Genomic DNA, 15,693 nt, shown 5'->3' on the forward strand with positions numbered 1-15,693 from the left:
GTTCGCAACCGGGACAGCCCGGACTTCCTGGACCTCCACCCCCCACGGCCACCTCTCGTCGCACCTGCCCCGCACGCCCCCTCGCCTCAACCTCCCCTCCGCGTCTCGATAGGCTCGTCCCCGCCCCGTCACCACGGGCGCACGGACGACGGGGGGCACGAACGGTGGAACAGTCGCGCGCACAGCACGAATCTGCGCGGCACGAATCCGTACGGCAGGAATCGGCGCGGCCGGATTCGGCGCGTCAGGAGTCCGCGCGGCGGATCGGCCCGTACCGGCTGATCACCCGCCTCGACCCGCCCCGGACCGTCCTGCCCTGCCGCCGGTTCGTGGCCCGCACCGAGGACGGCGAGCACACCGTGCTGCTCAGCACCCCGCTGCCCGGCACCGATCCCGCCCGGTTCGCCGCGGAGGCCGACGCCGCCCGCCGCCTCCTCGGCCCCTGGGTCGCCCCGGTGACGAGCGTGGCCGGTCCCGGCGAAGCCCCCTGGTACGCGAGCCCGTACGTGCCGGCGCTCCCGCTGCCCGTGGCGCTCGCCGTGCACGGCGGCCCGCTGCCCGAGACCACCGTCCGGGCCGTCGCCGCCACCCTCGCCGAGGCGCTGGCCGCCGCGCACGGCCAGGGCCTCACCCATGCGGGGGTGTCCCCTGCCGCCGTCCTGCTCACCGCGGACGGACCCCGGCTGACCTGCTTCGGCGCGGTGCGGGCCGCCTCGGCCGACGGCGAGCCGCGCACCGGCCTGCCCGGCCTCGACCCGGGAGCACTCGCCCCCGAACAGGCCTCGGGAGGCCGCCCGCGCCCGCCGGGTGACATCTTCGCGCTCGGCGCGGTCCTCGCGTACGCCGCCACCGGTCACACCGTGCCCGAGCGAGACGAACTGCCGCCCGCCCTACGCCCGTTGATCGCGTCCTGTCTGGCCCGCGACCCGGCCGACCGGCCGACGGCGGCCGCCCTGATGACCGCGGCGGCCCCGCCGACGACCCATGGGACGGTCCTGAACTCGGCCGGCTCGCTCCTCGCCCCGGGCTGGCTGCCGGGCCGGGTGGTGGCGGCGCTCGCCCGCCAGTCCTCAGAACTCCTCGCCGCCGAACTCCCGGTGCCGGCACGGGCCTGAGGCCCGAGCGCGCCCTTCCCTCCTCCTTCCCGCCCTCCCCCGGACCTGACGGACCTCATCCATGCTGTCGCCCCTGACCCACGACGACCCGGCCGCGGTCGCCACGTACCGGCTCATCGCCCGCCTCGGTTCCGGCGGCATGGGCACGGTCTATCTGGCGCGCACCCCCGGCGGTCGGACCGTCGCCCTGAAGACCGTGCACGCGCGGCTCGCCACCGACCCGGCGTTCCGGGCCCGATTCCGGCTGGAGACGGACGCCGCGCGGATCATCGGCGCGCGCCACGGCGCCGCCGTCGTCGACGCGGACCCGCTGGCAGAGACGCCGTGGCTGGCCACCGAGTACGTCCTCGGCCCGCCGCTCGACGACGCGGTGGCGCTCGGCGGCCCGCTCCCCGAGCCGACGGTCCGCGCCCTCGGCGCGGCGCTCGCCGGGGCGCTGGCGCAGCTGCACTCCTCGGACGTGGTGCACCGGGACCTCAAGCCCTCGAACGTGCTCGTCACCGCGTACGGACCGAAGATCATCGACTTCGGCATCGCGCGGGCGGCCGGCGACGAGCATCTGACCCGTACGGGAGCGGCGGCCGGCACGCCGGCGTTCATGTCCCCGGAGCAGGCGAGCGGGCAGGAACACCCGCCCGCCGGCGACGTGTTCGCGCTGGCGGGCGTCCTGGTCTTCGCCGCGACCGGCCACGGCCCCTTCGGTACGGGCTCCGCCGCAGACCTCCTGTACCGCGTCCGCTACGCGGAGCCCGACCTCACCGGCGTACCGGAGGCACTGCTCCCGCTCCTGACGGCCTGTCTGTCGAAGGACCCCTCGGCCCGCCCCACCACGGGCGTGCTGATCGACCGGTTCCACGACGGGCACGGCGAGTTCGCGGACCACCTGCCGCCCCTGCTCCTCACCGACATCGCCCGCCGAGCCACGGACGTCTGGCTCCACGCACCCCACCGCCTGCCGGCCCCGGCGGGCTCGGCCGGGCCGGCCGCGGCGGAGACGGTGGCCTCCGCGCCGATCTCCCGCCGCCGCCTGTTCTCGGTGGGCGGCGCGACGCTGCTCGGGGTGGCGGGCGCGGGGGGCGGGGTGTGGGCGTGGCTGGGGTCGCGGGACACCGACACCCCCTCCGCCGGCGCCCCCGCTCCCACCGGCCCCACCGCGATCCCCGCCACCACCGCCTCGGACGGCGCGCCCGCCGCTCTGTGGCGAGGCGAGTCCCTGGACCGCGAGGAGAGCACGACGCAGCTGATCGCCGGGGACGTCGTCGGATTCACCGAGACCGTCTCCTTCCGCGCCCTCGACACGCGGAACGGCACCGAGCTGTGGACCGACCCGATGGTGGACCCCCAGCAGGTCGCCACGGACGGCACGTACTTCTACATGTCCAGCGGCCCCAACGACGGTCCGGGCGTCCTGCGCATCCGGACGGTCGCGGCGCGCACCGGCAAGGAGGCCACCCGGATGATCGGGGTCAAAGGCTTCGACGGTTCGCAGTTCGGCACCTTTCTCCTCAGCGCCTCCGGCGGACGGCTCTTCGCCGCCTCACGGCTCGGGAAGCAGTCGGACACACTGGAGGAGCGGGAGACCGGCTGGCACCTGATCGCCGTCGATCTCCGCACGGGCAAGGAGGCGTGGCGCCACCCCTACGAGTGGGACGGCGTGCGCCCCTGGCTCTCCCAGGTCGTCGGCGACCGGCTGATCCTCGGCAAGAACAGCGGCGACCTGGAGTCCTTCGTCGTCCAGGCGAGGGACGTACGCACCGGCCGAAAACTGTGGCAGCGGGCCCTCCCCATGGAGGAATCCCAGAGCTTCAGGCCCGGACAGCTCGCGACCGACGACCGGCACCTCTACCTCGGCGGCGACCTCGTGCGGGCGCTGCGCCTCACCGACGGCGGGATCGCCTGGAAGTACGGCGCCGGCTCCTTCCACGGGATGCCGGCCGTCGCCGACGGCCTCGTCCACGTGAACGAGGCCGGCCGCGGACTCGTGGTCCTCGGCGCCGACAAGGGCGACAAGCGCTGGGAGGAGGTCTCCTCGGGCCGCAGCCTGACCCCGGAACTCCTCATGGTCCCGGTGGTCGGGAAGAAATACGTGTACGCGCCGGTCCGGGGCGGTCTGAGCGCGGTCGACCGGACGACCCACCGCTCGGCCTGGGTGTTCTCGACGGATGCCAGCCGGTACGTCGTCGACAAGGCGCGCACCCGGATCCTCGGGGCCGGAGCGTCGTCCGTCGTCGCCATCCCCTTCGCCTGACCCGCCGGCCGCCGTCCCGCCCTCCCCGCAGTCCCGCCCCGCCCTTCCCACCGACCTGGAAGCTCACGTGACCACTCAGCCCCTCGCCACCGGCGACCCGCTCCGGCTCGGCCCGTACCGCCTCCTCGGTGTCCTCGGTGAGGGCGGCATGGGCAAGGTGTACGTCGGCCGGGACGGCGACGGAACACCCGCCGCCGTCAAGGTCCTGCGGCCCGAACTCGCCCACGACCAGCACCTGGCCCAGCGCTTCGTCCGCGAGGCCGACATGGCCCGGGCCGTCACCAGCACGGGCGTCGCACGGGTCCTCGGGGCGCAGACCGAGGGCGGACGGCCTTGGATCGCCGCGGAGTTCCTCGCCGGGCCGACGCTCGACGAGGCGGTCCGGGCGTACGGCCCGATGGACGTGGCGGCGGTCCGCGCCCTCGCGGCCCAGCTCGCCCGCACGCTGCACGACATCCACACGACCGGCCTCGTCCACCGCGACCTGAAGCCCGCGAACATCGTGCTCACCTCGACCGGCCCGCGGATCATCGACTTCGGCATCGCCCGCCCCGAGCACGGCCTCACCCTGACGACGACGGGCCAGATCCCCGTCACCCCGGGATACGGGGCTCCCGAACAGGTCCTCGGGCAGCGGGTCGGCCCGGCGTCGGACGTCTTCTCGCTCGGCGCGGTCCTCGTGTACGCGGCGAGCGGGCGGCGCGCCTTCGACGGCGCACACGTGCCGGCCGTCCAGTACGAGGTCGTACACGGGACACCGGACCTGAGCCTGGTCCCGACGGAGCTTCAGGACCTGATCCGCCCGTGCCTGGCGAAGGACCCGGCGTACCGCCCCGCGCCCCCGCAGATCGCCGAGGCCTTCGCCCCGCCGAAGGGCGCCGACCGCGCCTGGCGCAAGGGTCCGCTCGCCGAGGACGTCAAACGGCGCGAGACGGCCATGAAGCGCCTCGTGGCACCCGCGGACACCGCCGTGCCCGCCGCGCCGTCCCGGCGCCGCTTCCTCACCGCGGCGGCGGTGGGCGTGGCCGTGCTGGGTGCGAGCGGCGGAGCCGGGGCCTGGTGGCTGAGCCGAGACGGCGCGAAGTCCCCGACCGCCGACGTGCCCCCGGCCGCGCCGGCACCCGAGGCCGCCTTCATCTCGCTCATCGACAGCACGTCCGGCAAGGCCCCCAAGACGCTGTGGGGCCCTCTCGACGTCGCCGCCCCCGAGGGCGGGACGCTTCTCCCGGTGAGGGACGTCGTACTGACGCACGCGAAGACGGGCGGGCTGCTCGCCCTCTCCGTCACGGACGGAAAGGAGCGGTGGCGGGCCGAGGAGATCGAGGCGGCCGCCGGTTACGTCTCCGTCGCCGACCGGCTCGTCGTCGGCGCCGACAAGGACGGTGTCCTGCACGCCTTCGTCGCCTCCACCGGCAGCCACGTCTGGGAGACCGGGTCGGACGTCGACGAGGTCCTCGCCGCCGACGCCACCCACGTCTATCTGGTGACGAAGGACAACGAGCTGCGCGCCGTCGACGCCTGGACGCTCGCCACCACCTGGACGCGCCCCATGACGTCCCCCCGGTCCGCCGCCGGTCCCGCGAAGGCGGTCACAGGCGGGAAGCGGCTCGTGATCCACGGCAGGGACGGACACGTCGCCGTCCTCGACACCGCCACCGGCGAGACGGCCTGGCAGCTCAAGGGCCAGGGCACCCACGGCCAGGCCCCCTCGATCAGCGGTGACACCGTGTACCTCGGCGGCCCCAACCTGGTGGCCCGGCGCCTCGAAGGCGGCGACTTCCTCTGGAAGGAAGAGGCCTTCGGCGCCACCGGGCGGGAGGTGGGCTGGGGCACTCCGACCGCCGACGGCGATTCCGTCATCGCGGTCAACGGGTACAACGCCCGCCTCTTCCGTGCCGTGCCCGACACCCAGGTCGCGAGCCCCGCCTGGACGCAGATCATGGACCGTCTGGGCACCACCATCACCGCGCCCGCCGTGGAGGGGATGACTGTCTGGCTCCCGGAGGCGGACGACAGCTCCGTCACGGTGGTCAACAAGACCACCGGCGACCACCTGTTCCCCCTGACGATGGAGGGCCAGGGCCCCTACCGGCTCGTGAGTGACGCCCATCGCGTCTTCGTCGCCCGTGGAGGAAACCTCGCGGCCATGCCGGTCTTCGGCACCTGAGCCGACGCCCCCGCCCCCGTCACGACCGCGTCTTCACCGGCCGGGCCGCCTTGGACCGGCCCGGTGTTCACAGGAGGCGGGTCGGGTTCAGCTCCGCCGCGAGCGGAGTACGGGCACGGCGATCGCGGCACCGATCAACACGGCCGCGCCGATCCCGAGGCCGATCCAGAGGCCGGTGTTGCCCCCGTCGTCGCCCGACGCCTGGGTTGCCGGGGCGGGCGCGGGCGCGGGGGCGGAGGGTGCGGACGTCGCCGAGTCCGCCGATGCGGACGCCGAGGCCGACGGCGCGGCCGTCAAGGGCTCCTCAAGGTCCTTGATGGGCCGGACGCCGGCCGGGCCGGGGTCGCCGGGAGTCTTCAGCGCCCGGAGCGGCCGGACGGCGCCGTAGCCGATGAAGTCGCTGCGTGCCTCGCCCTGGGAGGGCTTGGCGATGGTGTTGAGCATGACCTTCAGGACCTGGTTGTTGGTCCAGTCGGGGTGCTTCGACCAGATCAGCGCGGCGGCGGCGGAGGCGAGGGCGGTGGAGTCACTGGTACCGGTCGTCGTGCAGACTCGGCCGCCGCTGCACGCGGCGACCATGTCCTTGCCGGGGGCCACGACGTCGACCTGGGGGCCGTACTGGGACATCGGGATGCGGGTCGCCTTCTTGTCGACGGCGCCGACTCCGACGACTCCGGGGGTCGCCCCCGGGTACTCCAGCTTGTTGGTCTTGTCGCCGGTGTTGCCGACGGAGGCGAAGACCAGCGCACCCTTGTCCAGGGCGTACTTCACGGCGTCGGTGAGCTGCTGCGAGCCGGCGGTTGCGCCCTGCGAGATGTTGAGGACCTTGGCACCGGAGTCGACGGCGAAGCGGATGGCCTCGGGCATGACCGTGTTGAACTCACGGTCCGCCGCCGCCTGGCTCTTGTCGCCGGCGTCCGCTCCTGGAATGCGGATGGGGAGGATCTTGGCTCCCGGAGCCAGCCCGAAGGCACCGTTGCCGCCGTCCGCCGCGCCGGTACCGGCGATGAGGGCGGCCATGCCCGTGCCGTGGCCGGTGTAGTCGGTGAACTCGTCGCCCTCCTCCTCCGGGGCGAGGTCCTTGCCCTTGAGGATCTGGCCCTTCAGGTCAGGGATCCCTTGCTCCACACCACTGTCGATCACGGCGACCGTGACGCCCTTGCCGGTGCTGATCTGCCAGATCTCCTCGGCGCCGAAGGCGTCCAGGTGCCACTGCCGGTCGCGGACACCCGCCGCGTGGGCGGGTACGGAAGCGATGCCCACCAGCAGCATCCCCAAGGCGGCCGAGGCGGTGACTCGGGCACGGCTCCGACGAATACTGCTGGTACGCATCTGCTTCCTCGCGCTGATCAGTCGATGACGGGCGGCGCCACGCGGCGCCCCTGCTGCCAGGTCTCCTCGTCCTCGACCAGGTAGTCGGGACGCTCTCCGTTCGTCTCCTCGCGCTCGCCGGGCCGCTGCGTGGAGCCTCCGCGCACGAGGCCGGAGCCACCGGGCGTGAAGGGACGCGCGGCGCCGCCGGTGGCGCCGGCGCGCTGCGCTTTGCCGCCGACGACTCCGCCGGTCTCGCCAGCGAGACGGCGTCCGCCGGTGATGCCGTTCTGGCCGCCGCCCATGCCGCCGCCCATCGGGCCGCCCATGCCGCCGCCCATGGGCGCGCGGCCCATGCCCGAGCCGTTGCGGCCCGGCTCGGCGCCGATGACGGTGCTGCGCGGGAGTCCGGTCTGGGGACGCCCCTGCGCGTGGGGCACGGCCTTGCCGCCGCTGATGCCCTCGCGGGGACCGCCCAGCGGGCCGGGACCGGTCGGAAGGCCGCGCGGGCCGGTGGTGTTCATCGGGTTGCGCGTGCCGCCGGTGACGGGACCGGTGGGAGGCGGCACGCCCGGGCCGCCCTTCGAGGGGAGCGGGGGCATGCCGGTCGTGGTCACGAACGGAGGCGCGCTGCCGTCCGGCTTGGTGATCGGCGGCGGCGTGCCCGGGGTCTGCGTCGTGGGTCCCGGCAGCGTGGTCGGCGGCGTCTTGGTGTCGACGCTGTCGATGCCGAGGTCCACGGGGACGTCGGGCCTGACCTCGGGGCGGATGACGTGCGTCGGCCCGGTCGGGTCGCCCGTCGGCGGAACGATGCGCGTGTCGGACTCGGTGCCGGGGGTCTCCGGTCGCGGGCGCGCGATGTGCGTCCCCGTGGTCGTCTCCGTACCCGTGCCCGTGGAGTGGGTTCCGGTCCTCGACGAGGGGTCGACGGATCCCACGCCTCTGCGCTCGGTGCCCGCCTCCGGCACGAACTCGCCCGGCGGCGGCGGGAACGTCGGCGGTGCGATGCTCGTCATCTGGAAGCTCGACCACTGGTACGTGGACGAGAGCTTCTTCATCTCGTCCGCCGCCGCCTGCTTGTTGGCCCTCTCCTTGTCCAGGATGGCCTGGAGGTCCTCGCTGGCGGACATCGAGCTCTGGGCGTTCCGGGCGATCGTCGCCGAGTCGGGGTCGTTGCGGTACTTCTGCGCCGCTTCCAGGTTCGCCTTGGCCGACTCGTGGGAGGTGTAGCGCGGCGTGGCGCTCTTGGCGCTGGCGATGGCCTGTGCCGTGCGGTGCATCCACTCGGCCGAGTGGGAGCTGTAGTCGCCGAGCGAGCGCGTCGAGCTCACCACGCTCTCAGCCCATTCGGTGAACGCCTTCTCCGCCTCGCCCTTCCAGTCGACCCGGCCGGTCCGGTTCTTGAGCTGGTCGGCGATCAGGTGCAGCTGCTCGGCCGCTTCCTTCAAGCGGTCACCCGCGAGCCTCACACCCGGCTCGCTGGCTTCGTCCAGCCAGTCCAGCATCTGCTGGTGCGTCATGGACTGGAAGTCGGTGGTGCCGCCTCCGCCGCCTCCGCCTTCGTGTGCACGACTCATTCTTCGCCTCTTCCCCGTGTCCCCTGTGATCTGCCCGTGCCGCCCTACTTGAAGGGGCTGTCGCTCTCGGTGCCCTGGCTGCCCTGGCCCTCCGGCACACGGCCCGCTTCGCGGTCCGCCGTCGCCTTGGCGTCCTCGGTCCGCTGATGGATGCGGATCATCTTCTGCTTGATGTCGTCGTCCATCTGCTCGAAGCCGTCCTTGGACGCGACGACCGCGATGCCGAGGCCCTCCAGGCAGTCCTGCAACAGGCCGGAGAGGTCCGTCAGCTGCTTGAGGACGGTCGTGTACGACGAGTGGACGCCGTGCGCCTCGCTCCAGGCCGCGCCGCCTCCGCCGAACTGAGCGCGCACTATCGGCTCGGCGTTCAACTTGCCCTTGTCGGCCGCTGATGAGGTGAGCGTCTCGATCAGACCGTCGATGCTCGCCTTGAACTCAGTCATCGTCTCGGTGTTGTAGCGCACCGCATCGGCGCTCATCGCCCGCATCCCGTACCCGCCCCCGTCCACGTAGGCTTCCATGCCCGCGCTCCTCCCCCGTCGAACAACCGTCCGCCGTACTGCCAAGTCCAGAACTCCACTGTAGTCAGGAACGACGACAGTCCGCACCTCCGGGTTGCACAAGCAACGGACATCACAGGGTTACGAATTGGGCACGGCCACCGCTGCCTGGGGGCGGATCGGGAGGCGGTTGACCGGGCGGCCCGTCGCCGCGCGTACCGCTGAGGCCACTGCGGCGGGTGAGGTGACGACCGGGACCGCGCTCGCCGCCTTCGCGCCGAACGGCGCGACGACGTCCCGCTCTTCGACGAGTTTCACGATGCGAATGTCCGGGGCGTCCAGGGATGTCGGGAGTGCGTAACCGGTGAAGTCGGGGTGCCGGACCAGGCCACGGGCGGTGCGGAGGTTCTCCGTGAGGGCCGCGCCGACGCCCTGGGTGACGCCCGCCTCGATGCGGGTGGCGAGCTGGGCCGGGTTGAGGACGCGGCCGACGTCCTGGGCGACGGCCATCTCCACGACGCGTACGGCGCCGAGTTCGATGTCCACGTCGACCACCGCGCGGATCGCGCAGAACGCGAGGCCGACGAACGCGTCGCCCTGGCCCGCCTCGTCCAGCGGCTCCGTCGGGTGCGGGCGGCACTGGGCGGTGGCCCAGAGTTCCTTGCCGTCCATCGCCTCCGTGACGGTCGTCGACAGCACCCCGTCGTACGAGGTGATCTTGCCGTCGGTGATCTGGAGGAGCTCCGTCGACATGCCGAACTGGTGGGCCAGCGGCTGGAGAAGCTGCGTACGGACCATCTTCGCGGCCCGCTCCACCGCCCCGCCGGAGACCCAGGTGTGGCGGCCGTGGGCCGCGGGTCCCGCCGGCGGCTGGTCGGTGTCGACCGGAGCCATGTGGACCTCGTCGATGCCGAGCGTGTCCTGCACGATCTGGCGGGCGAGCGTCGAGAAGCCCGAACCGGTGTCCACGGCCGAGCAGATGACCGTCGCCACCCCGTCCTGGACCCGCACGGTCGCCGTGGAGACCTCGTCCGTGCCCTCCGCGCCCAGCATGTGCACCATGCCCAGCGCGTAGCCCACGCCCCGTCGCACCGCGCCCGGTTCGCCCGCGCCCTCGGGGCCGCCGGGCAGGAGCCACTCGCCCTCGGGCGTGTCCTTGGGCAGGGCGGGGAGCGGGAAGTCGCGCACGGCGGCGAGGAGTTCGGCCACCGGGGCCGGGCAGGTCACCGTCTGGCCCGTCGGCAGGATGTCGCCGGTCGACATCACGTTCCGCATGCGCAGCTCCGCCGGGTCCACACCCAGCTTCGCCGCGAGCTTGTCCATCTGCGCCTCGTACGCCGCGCACACCTGCATCGCGCCCTCGCCCCGCACATGGCCGGACGGCGGGTTGTTCGTACGGACCGCCCAGCCCTCGACGAAGGCGTGCGGGACGACGTACGGGCCGCAGGCGAAGGCCACCGCCGCCGCGAGCGACTCCGACGAGGAGTCGGCGTACGCGCCCGCGTCGAGCAGGATCTGCGCCTCCACCTTCACCAGGCGTCCCTCCGCGTCCGCGTGGTGCCGGTAGCGCAGCAGGGTCGGGTGCCGGTGGGCGTGGCCGAGGAAGGACTCCTCGCGCGTGGCGGTGAGCTTGACCGGGCAGCCGGTACGCAGCGCGAGCAGGCCCAGCGGGATCTGGAAGCCCGGGTCCTCGCGGTCGCCGGTGGCGCCGGGCACGCCGGTCACCACCAGCTTGACCTGCTCGGGCGGAAGGCCGAAGCAGGCGGCGGCCAGGTCCCGGTCGGTGTGCGGGTCGGTCGAGGCGGTGTAGAGCTCCACCCCGCCGTCCGGGCGCGGTACGGCCAGGCCCGCCTCGGCCCCGATCGGCGCCGGGTCCTGGCGCCCGATCCGGTACAGGCCCTCGACGACGATCTCGCCCGTCACGTCGGGGTCGCCGAAACGCAGCGGGATGTGCCGGATCAGGTTCCCGTCGGGGTGCAGCGCCTCGGCGGCGAACGCCTTCTCCGGGTCCGTCACCGGGTCGAGCACCTCGTACTCGACGGCGATCGCGGCGGCCGCGAGCCGGGCCGTGTCGGGGTGGTCGGCGGCGACGGCGGCGATCGCCTCGCCGTGGTGCCGGACCAGGTCGGCGGCGAACACCGGCCGGTCGGCGACCCGTCGGCCGTACGTCGCCGCGCCGGGCACGTCCGCGGCCGTCACCACGGCCCGTACGCCCGCCATGGCGGTGGCGGCGCTCGTGTCGACGGAGACGATGCGCGCGTGCGGGTGCGGGGAGCGCAGGATCGCGGCCCAGAGCAGCCCCTCGGCCCACAGGTCGGAGGCGTACGGGAAGGTGCCCTCGGTCTTCGCCCTCGCCTCGGCCTGCGGGAGCGAGGTGCCGAGGCCGTGCGCGGCCGGCTCCTGACCCAGGGCCCCGGGGGTGTCCAGGACCGGGATCGTGGGAACGGCGGTGATCGCGTCGCTCACGCCATGCCTCCGTCGTGCGGGTGGGGAATCTGGTGCGGGACCCGGGGCTCTTCCGCGGCCTCGGACGCGGTGGCCGCGGCGCTCGCCTCGCGCTCGGACACGACCTCGCGTACGGCTTCGAGGACGCCCTGGTAGCCGGAACAGCGGCACAGGTTGCCCGCGAGCGCCTGGCGGGTCTCGAGTTCGGTGGGGGCGTGGTTGCCCTCAAGGAGGTCATGCACGGTCATGCACATGCCGGGGATGCAGAAGCCGCACTGGACGGTGCCGCACCTGGCCATGGCCCGCTGCACGTCCGAGGGCTCCCCGTCGACCGCGAGGCCCTCGACCGTCCGTACCTCGCTCCCGGCGGCGGTCGCCGCGGGGACCAGGCAGGAGGCGACGAGCCGGCCGTCGACCTGCACGTTGCACGCGCCGCACTCGCCCTGCGAGCAGCCGTCCTTCGCCCCGGCGAGGCCGAGGCGCTCGCGCAGGACGTAGAGCAGCGACTCGCCGATCCAGGAGCCGGTGACGGGCCGGTCGGCGCCGTTGACCCGAAGGGTGTACGAGGTGTGGGGGTGCTCGTCGCTGTCGGTGGAGGCGGCGAGGCTCGCGTCGGGCGTGGCGGGTGCGGCGGGGATCGCCGCGGGGGGCTCGGGGGCGGTGTCCGCCTCCGAGGCGGTGTACGCCTCCGGCGCCTGACCGGACGGGCCGGACACATCGGACGGGTCGGACACGTGGGACGCGTCGGCGCCGTCCGGCTCCGTGTCCTGCTCCCGCGCCTCCGCCTCTTCCGGCTCCGCCGTCCCGTTCGCCGGGCCCGCGCCCCGCTCCCCCTCGGCTTCGGCCGCGGCGTCGGTGTCGGCGGTGTCCGCCGCGGCCTCCGCGGCCGGCTCCTCCGGCAGCGCCCACGGGGCCGGGGCGCCGCCCGGCAGGGTCGCCGGTGCCTCCGCGTACGGCCGGACGGCCGAGGCGGCGAAGTCGCCCGACTCCTCGGCGGGGCCCGCCTCTTCGGCCGCCTCGGACATGCCCGGTACGCCCGGAATCTCCCATTGCCCTGTGGCGCCGGAGCCGGCGGGTGCCGTCGCCTCCGTCACCTCCGTGAAGCGCCACTCGGACGTCGCGTGCGGGTCCTGCTCGAAGTGCTCGGCGTATTCCGTGCGCCCGGCGTGCCCGGCGTGCCCGGCCGCGTGCCCGGCGTGCCCGGCCCGGCCCTCGGCGTACCCGGCCTGCTCGTCGGCGTACCCGCCCTGTCCCGCGTACCCGCCCTGCTCGCCGTACCCGCCCTGCTCCGCGTACTCCGTCCCGTCGAAGTACTGCGTCTGCTCAGCCCGCGTCGGCAGGTGGACGTTCCACGTGCCCGTCGCCGACGGGTCCGCCACCGCCGGGTCGAGCGGCTGCAGCGGGGTGATCATCGGCGGTACGTAGCCGTGGCCGGGCGCCTCCAGGGGGACGCCGTCCAGCATGAAGTCGGGCGGCAGCTGGACGAACGCGGTGGCGTCCCCGTCGTACCCCTCGCTCTGCGGGATCGGCTCCCAGCCGCCGGAGTTCCGCTGCTGACGCTGCTGTTCGTTGCTCACGAGAGTGCCCTCCCCAGTGCCCGTCGGGCGAGTGCGGCGACGGTGCGCCGCAGGTGCAGTACGGCCGGGGGCAACACTTCGTCGCCCGGCGGGTCCGGGATGCAGGCGGCGGCGACGTACTCGCCGAAGGCGGCGAGCGCCTCGGGGGCCAGTCCCCGGTCGTTGTCCCAGTCGACCAGCGAGGCGATCCAGCGCTCGGCCTCCAGCGGGCGCAGCGGCATCGGCGCGACGGCGCCGACCGCGCAGCGCACCCCGCGCCGGGCCGGGTCGAGGACGACCGCGACGGAGGCGGTCGCGCGGGCCGGTCCGGTCCGGCCGGTGGCCTTGACGAAGACCTGGGGGGCGTGGAGCAGGGGGACGCGGACGAAGGCGACGAGTTCGCCGGGGGCCAGCAGGTCGCGGCCGGCGAGCAGGTGGGAGACGGGGATCTCGCGGCTGCCGAGCGGCCCGAGGACGACCAGGTCGGCCTCAAGGGCGGCGAGGACGGGCAGCGAGTCGCCGGTGGGCGCGGCGGTGACGACGTTGCCGCCGAGGGTGCCCGCGTTGCGGATCTGGGGCGGCCCGGCGGCGCGGGAGGCGGCGGCGAGCGCGGGGATGAGGGCGGCGAAGTCGGGGCGGCCCATGCGCGCGTGGGTGAGGCCCGCGCCGAGCAGTGCGTGGCCGTCCTGGTACTGCCAGCCGCGGATCTCGTTGATGCGGCTCAGGCCGACCAGTCCGGCGGGGCGGAGCTGCCCCTTGTTGACGGCTGCCATCAGGTCGGTGCCACCGGCGACGGGGACGGCGGCCGGCATGGCCGTGAGCGCTGCCACGGCCTCGTCGAGCGAGGCGGGCAGCGTCACGGACTGCGCCGTCTGTGGTGCGTGCGTGGTCAACCCGCTGCCCCTTCCCGGTGTCCCGGTGGTCCCCGAATGTGCCCGGCGGTCGCGCCTGCGTGTGGGCGTACCGTACGTGCTCACAGGCCGGACGTGGCAACTCTGGCACATCTTCCGAGCGGTCCGGCGCGAGGGCCCGCGAAGGACTGTTCCGTCCGGGACGCCCCGACGAGTGACGGTAACTTCCGTTTCGCCGCTCTTGGGTGAAGGGGGATGTCGGGTCCCTCACACGATCGGGGGCGTGCCCTCCAGAGGGCGTCCCAGGACCCCGGGGCGCCGCTGCCGGGGGTGGGGTCCGGCGGGCGGACGGTAGTCCACGCCGAGGGCGTCCAGGCGCCCGTAGTGGGTGCGCATCCGGCGTGCGAAGGCCGGGTAGTCGCGCGACTCCGGTGCGGGCAGCGCGGACCAGGCGACCTCGGCGAAGGCGGCGAGGCGCGGGAAGACCTGGTAGTCGACGCGGGACCGGTTCTCCATCACCTCGGTCCAGACGTTGGCCTGCGTTCCCAGGATGTGGGCGGCGGCCTCCGGCGAGAGGCCCGGCGGGACGGGCTCGAAGCGGTAGACGTCCTCCAGGGTGCGGACGTACCCGATGGGCATCGGCTCGTCCTCGCCCGGCGCCTGACGGTGGTCCAGGTACACCTGCTGCTCGGGGCACATGACGACGTCGTGGCCGGCCTCGGCGGCGGCGATCCCGCCCCCGTATCCCCGCCAGGAGGAGACGGCCGCGCCCTCGGCGAGGCCGCCCTCCAGGATCTCGTCCCAGCCGATGAGCCGCCGGCCGCGGGCGGTGAGCCAGCGGTCGAAGTGGCGGATGAACCAGGACTGGAGCTCGTCCTCGTCGGCGAGCCCGAGTTCCCTGATGCGGGCCTGGGCGGCCGGGGAGGCCTTCCACTGGTCCTTGGGGCACTCGTCGCCGCCGACGTGGACGAAGGGGGAGGTGGCCGCCGGGAAGAGGTCGAGGACCTCCTCGAAGACGCCCTCGTAGAAGCGTAGGACGGCCTCGGTGGGGGCGAGGACGTTGGGGTTGACGCCCCAGGTGTCCCAGACGGTGAGGGCGGCGGTGTCGACGACGTCGGTGTTGCCGAGCTCGGGGTACGCGGCGATGGCGGCCTGCGAGTGTCCGGGGAGGTCGATCTCGGGGACGACGGTGATGTGCCGCTCTGCGGCGTACGCGACGATCTCGCGGATGTCGTCGTGGGTGTAGTACCCGCCGTGCGGAGTGTCGTCCCAGAGGGGCGAGGCGCGGTGGCCCCACTTGCTGCGGGCCCGCCAGGAGCCGACCTCGGTGAGCCGGGGGTGGCGCTTGATCTCGATGCGCCAGCCCTGGTCGTCGGTGAGGTGGAAGTGGAAGACGTTGAGCTTGTGGGCGGCGAGCAGGTCGAGGTAGCGCAGGACGTCGTCCTTGGGCAGGAAGTGCCGGGAGACGTCGAGCATGAGGCCGCGCCAGCCGAAGCGGGGCCGGTCCTCGACGGTGACGTACGGGAGGTCCCGGGCGCCGCCGTTCACGGGCGCCCCGCGGTACGCCTCGGGGCCGAGCAGCTGGCGGAGGCTCTGGGCGCCCCAGAACACCCCGGCGGGGCCGCCGCCCTCGATGACGACGGCGGCGGCGGGGTCCTCCGTGGTGAGGCGGTAGCCCTCGGGGCCGAGCTCCCGCTCCACGTCCTCGCTGATCCGCAGGCGTACGGCGTGGGCGCCGGTCCCGTCGGCGAAGGGAAGTCCGGTGGCGGCGCCGAGGACGGTGCGGAGCCAGCGGGCGGTGGACCCGGTGCCGGGTCCGGCGTCGAGGGTGGTCCGCTCGTCGAGCGTGAGGTACCCGGGGGCGCTCCCCGTGCGCTCGGCGGAGAGCGGGGCCGGAATCAGGTCCAGGGGGTAGGGCATCGC

Annotated in this window: 10 protein-coding genes; 3 read left to right on the forward strand and 7 right to left on the reverse strand. The window is 74.1% G+C overall.

The window, feature by feature from the left end:
- Positions 1-263 precede the first annotated feature (263 nt).
- The 3 genes from ACIP8Z_RS16330 to ACIP8Z_RS16340 all read left to right on the forward strand — a co-directional run bounded on the left by ACIP8Z_RS16330 (position 264) and on the right by ACIP8Z_RS16340 (position 5,530).
- Positions 264-1,115: a serine/threonine protein kinase gene (locus tag ACIP8Z_RS16330; RefSeq protein ID WP_402083873.1), complete on the forward strand. Its 852-nt coding sequence runs from the start codon at positions 264-266 to the stop codon at positions 1,113-1,115.
- A gap of 61 nt (positions 1,116-1,176) precedes the next feature.
- The gene (locus ACIP8Z_RS16335; protein WP_402083695.1) at positions 1,177-3,363 is read left to right on the forward strand and encodes a protein kinase; all 2,187 of its coding nucleotides are present in this window, start codon (positions 1,177-1,179) and stop codon (positions 3,361-3,363) included.
- Positions 3,364-3,430: 67 nt separating this feature from the next.
- A complete protein-coding gene (locus ACIP8Z_RS16340) occupies positions 3,431-5,530 on the forward strand; it encodes a serine/threonine-protein kinase (RefSeq protein WP_402083698.1) in 2,100 nt (699 codons plus the stop codon).
- Between the two features lie 87 nt (positions 5,531-5,617).
- On the opposite strand, the gene mycP is transcribed toward ACIP8Z_RS16340, so the two are convergent.
- From mycP to ACIP8Z_RS16375, 7 genes are all read right to left on the reverse strand, one after another.
- Positions 5,618-6,862, reverse strand: a complete 1,245-nt coding sequence (mycP, locus tag ACIP8Z_RS16345; RefSeq protein WP_402083701.1) for a type VII secretion-associated serine protease mycosin — start codon at positions 6,860-6,862, stop codon at positions 5,618-5,620.
- A 17-nt stretch (positions 6,863-6,879) separates the two neighbouring features.
- Positions 6,880-8,418 carry a hypothetical protein gene (locus tag ACIP8Z_RS16350; RefSeq protein WP_402083703.1) on the reverse strand — a complete coding sequence of 513 codons (1,539 nt, stop codon included), beginning with the start codon at positions 8,416-8,418 and terminating at the stop codon, positions 6,880-6,882.
- A gap of 44 nt (positions 8,419-8,462) precedes the next feature.
- Positions 8,463-8,939, reverse strand: coding sequence for a hypothetical protein (locus ACIP8Z_RS16355; protein ID WP_402083706.1), 477 nt, complete (start codon positions 8,937-8,939; stop codon positions 8,463-8,465).
- A 120-nt stretch (positions 8,940-9,059) separates the two neighbouring features.
- On the reverse strand, positions 9,060-11,384 hold the full coding sequence (locus tag ACIP8Z_RS16360) for a xanthine dehydrogenase family protein molybdopterin-binding subunit (protein ID WP_402083709.1): 2,325 nt from the start codon (positions 11,382-11,384) through the stop codon (positions 9,060-9,062).
- Positions 11,381-12,940: a 2Fe-2S iron-sulfur cluster-binding protein gene (locus ACIP8Z_RS16365; protein WP_402083711.1), complete on the reverse strand. Its 1,560-nt coding sequence runs from the start codon at positions 12,938-12,940 to the stop codon at positions 11,381-11,383. Before ACIP8Z_RS16365 ends, ACIP8Z_RS16360 begins: the two co-directional genes overlap by 4 nt.
- Positions 12,937-13,812 (reverse strand): xanthine dehydrogenase family protein subunit M, encoded by an 876-nt coding sequence (locus ACIP8Z_RS16370; protein WP_030324484.1) that lies wholly within the window; start codon positions 13,810-13,812, stop codon positions 12,937-12,939. The genes ACIP8Z_RS16365 and ACIP8Z_RS16370 overlap by 4 nt, the downstream gene beginning before the upstream one ends.
- Positions 13,813-14,037: 225 nt before the next feature.
- Positions 14,038-15,690 (reverse strand): beta-N-acetylhexosaminidase, encoded by a 1,653-nt coding sequence (locus tag ACIP8Z_RS16375; protein ID WP_402083713.1) that lies wholly within the window; start codon positions 15,688-15,690, stop codon positions 14,038-14,040.
- Between the last annotated feature and the right edge of the window lie 3 nt (positions 15,691-15,693).

This window comes from Streptomyces sp. NPDC088553 (assembly GCF_044752965.1).
Classification (GTDB): domain Bacteria; phylum Actinomycetota; class Actinomycetes; order Streptomycetales; family Streptomycetaceae; genus Streptomyces.

What these genes read in the sequence shown, in the direction of transcription:
- mycP (WP_402083701.1), bottom strand. Translation starts at nt 6,862, where the DNA reads ATGCGTACCAGCAGTATTCGTCGGAGCCGTGCCCGAGTCACCGCCTCG.
- ACIP8Z_RS16335 (WP_402083695.1), top strand. Translation starts at nt 1,177, where the DNA reads ATGCTGTCGCCCCTGACCCACGACGACCCGGCCGCGGTCGCCACGTAC.
- ACIP8Z_RS16355 (WP_402083706.1), bottom strand. Translation starts at nt 8,939, where the DNA reads ATGGAAGCCTACGTGGACGGGGGCGGGTACGGGATGCGGGCGATGAGC.
- ACIP8Z_RS16350 (WP_402083703.1), bottom strand. Translation starts at nt 8,418, where the DNA reads ATGAGTCGTGCACACGAAGGCGGAGGCGGCGGAGGCGGCACCACCGAC.
- ACIP8Z_RS16375 (WP_402083713.1), bottom strand. Translation starts at nt 15,690, where the DNA reads ATGCCCTACCCCCTGGACCTGATTCCGGCCCCGCTCTCCGCCGAGCGC.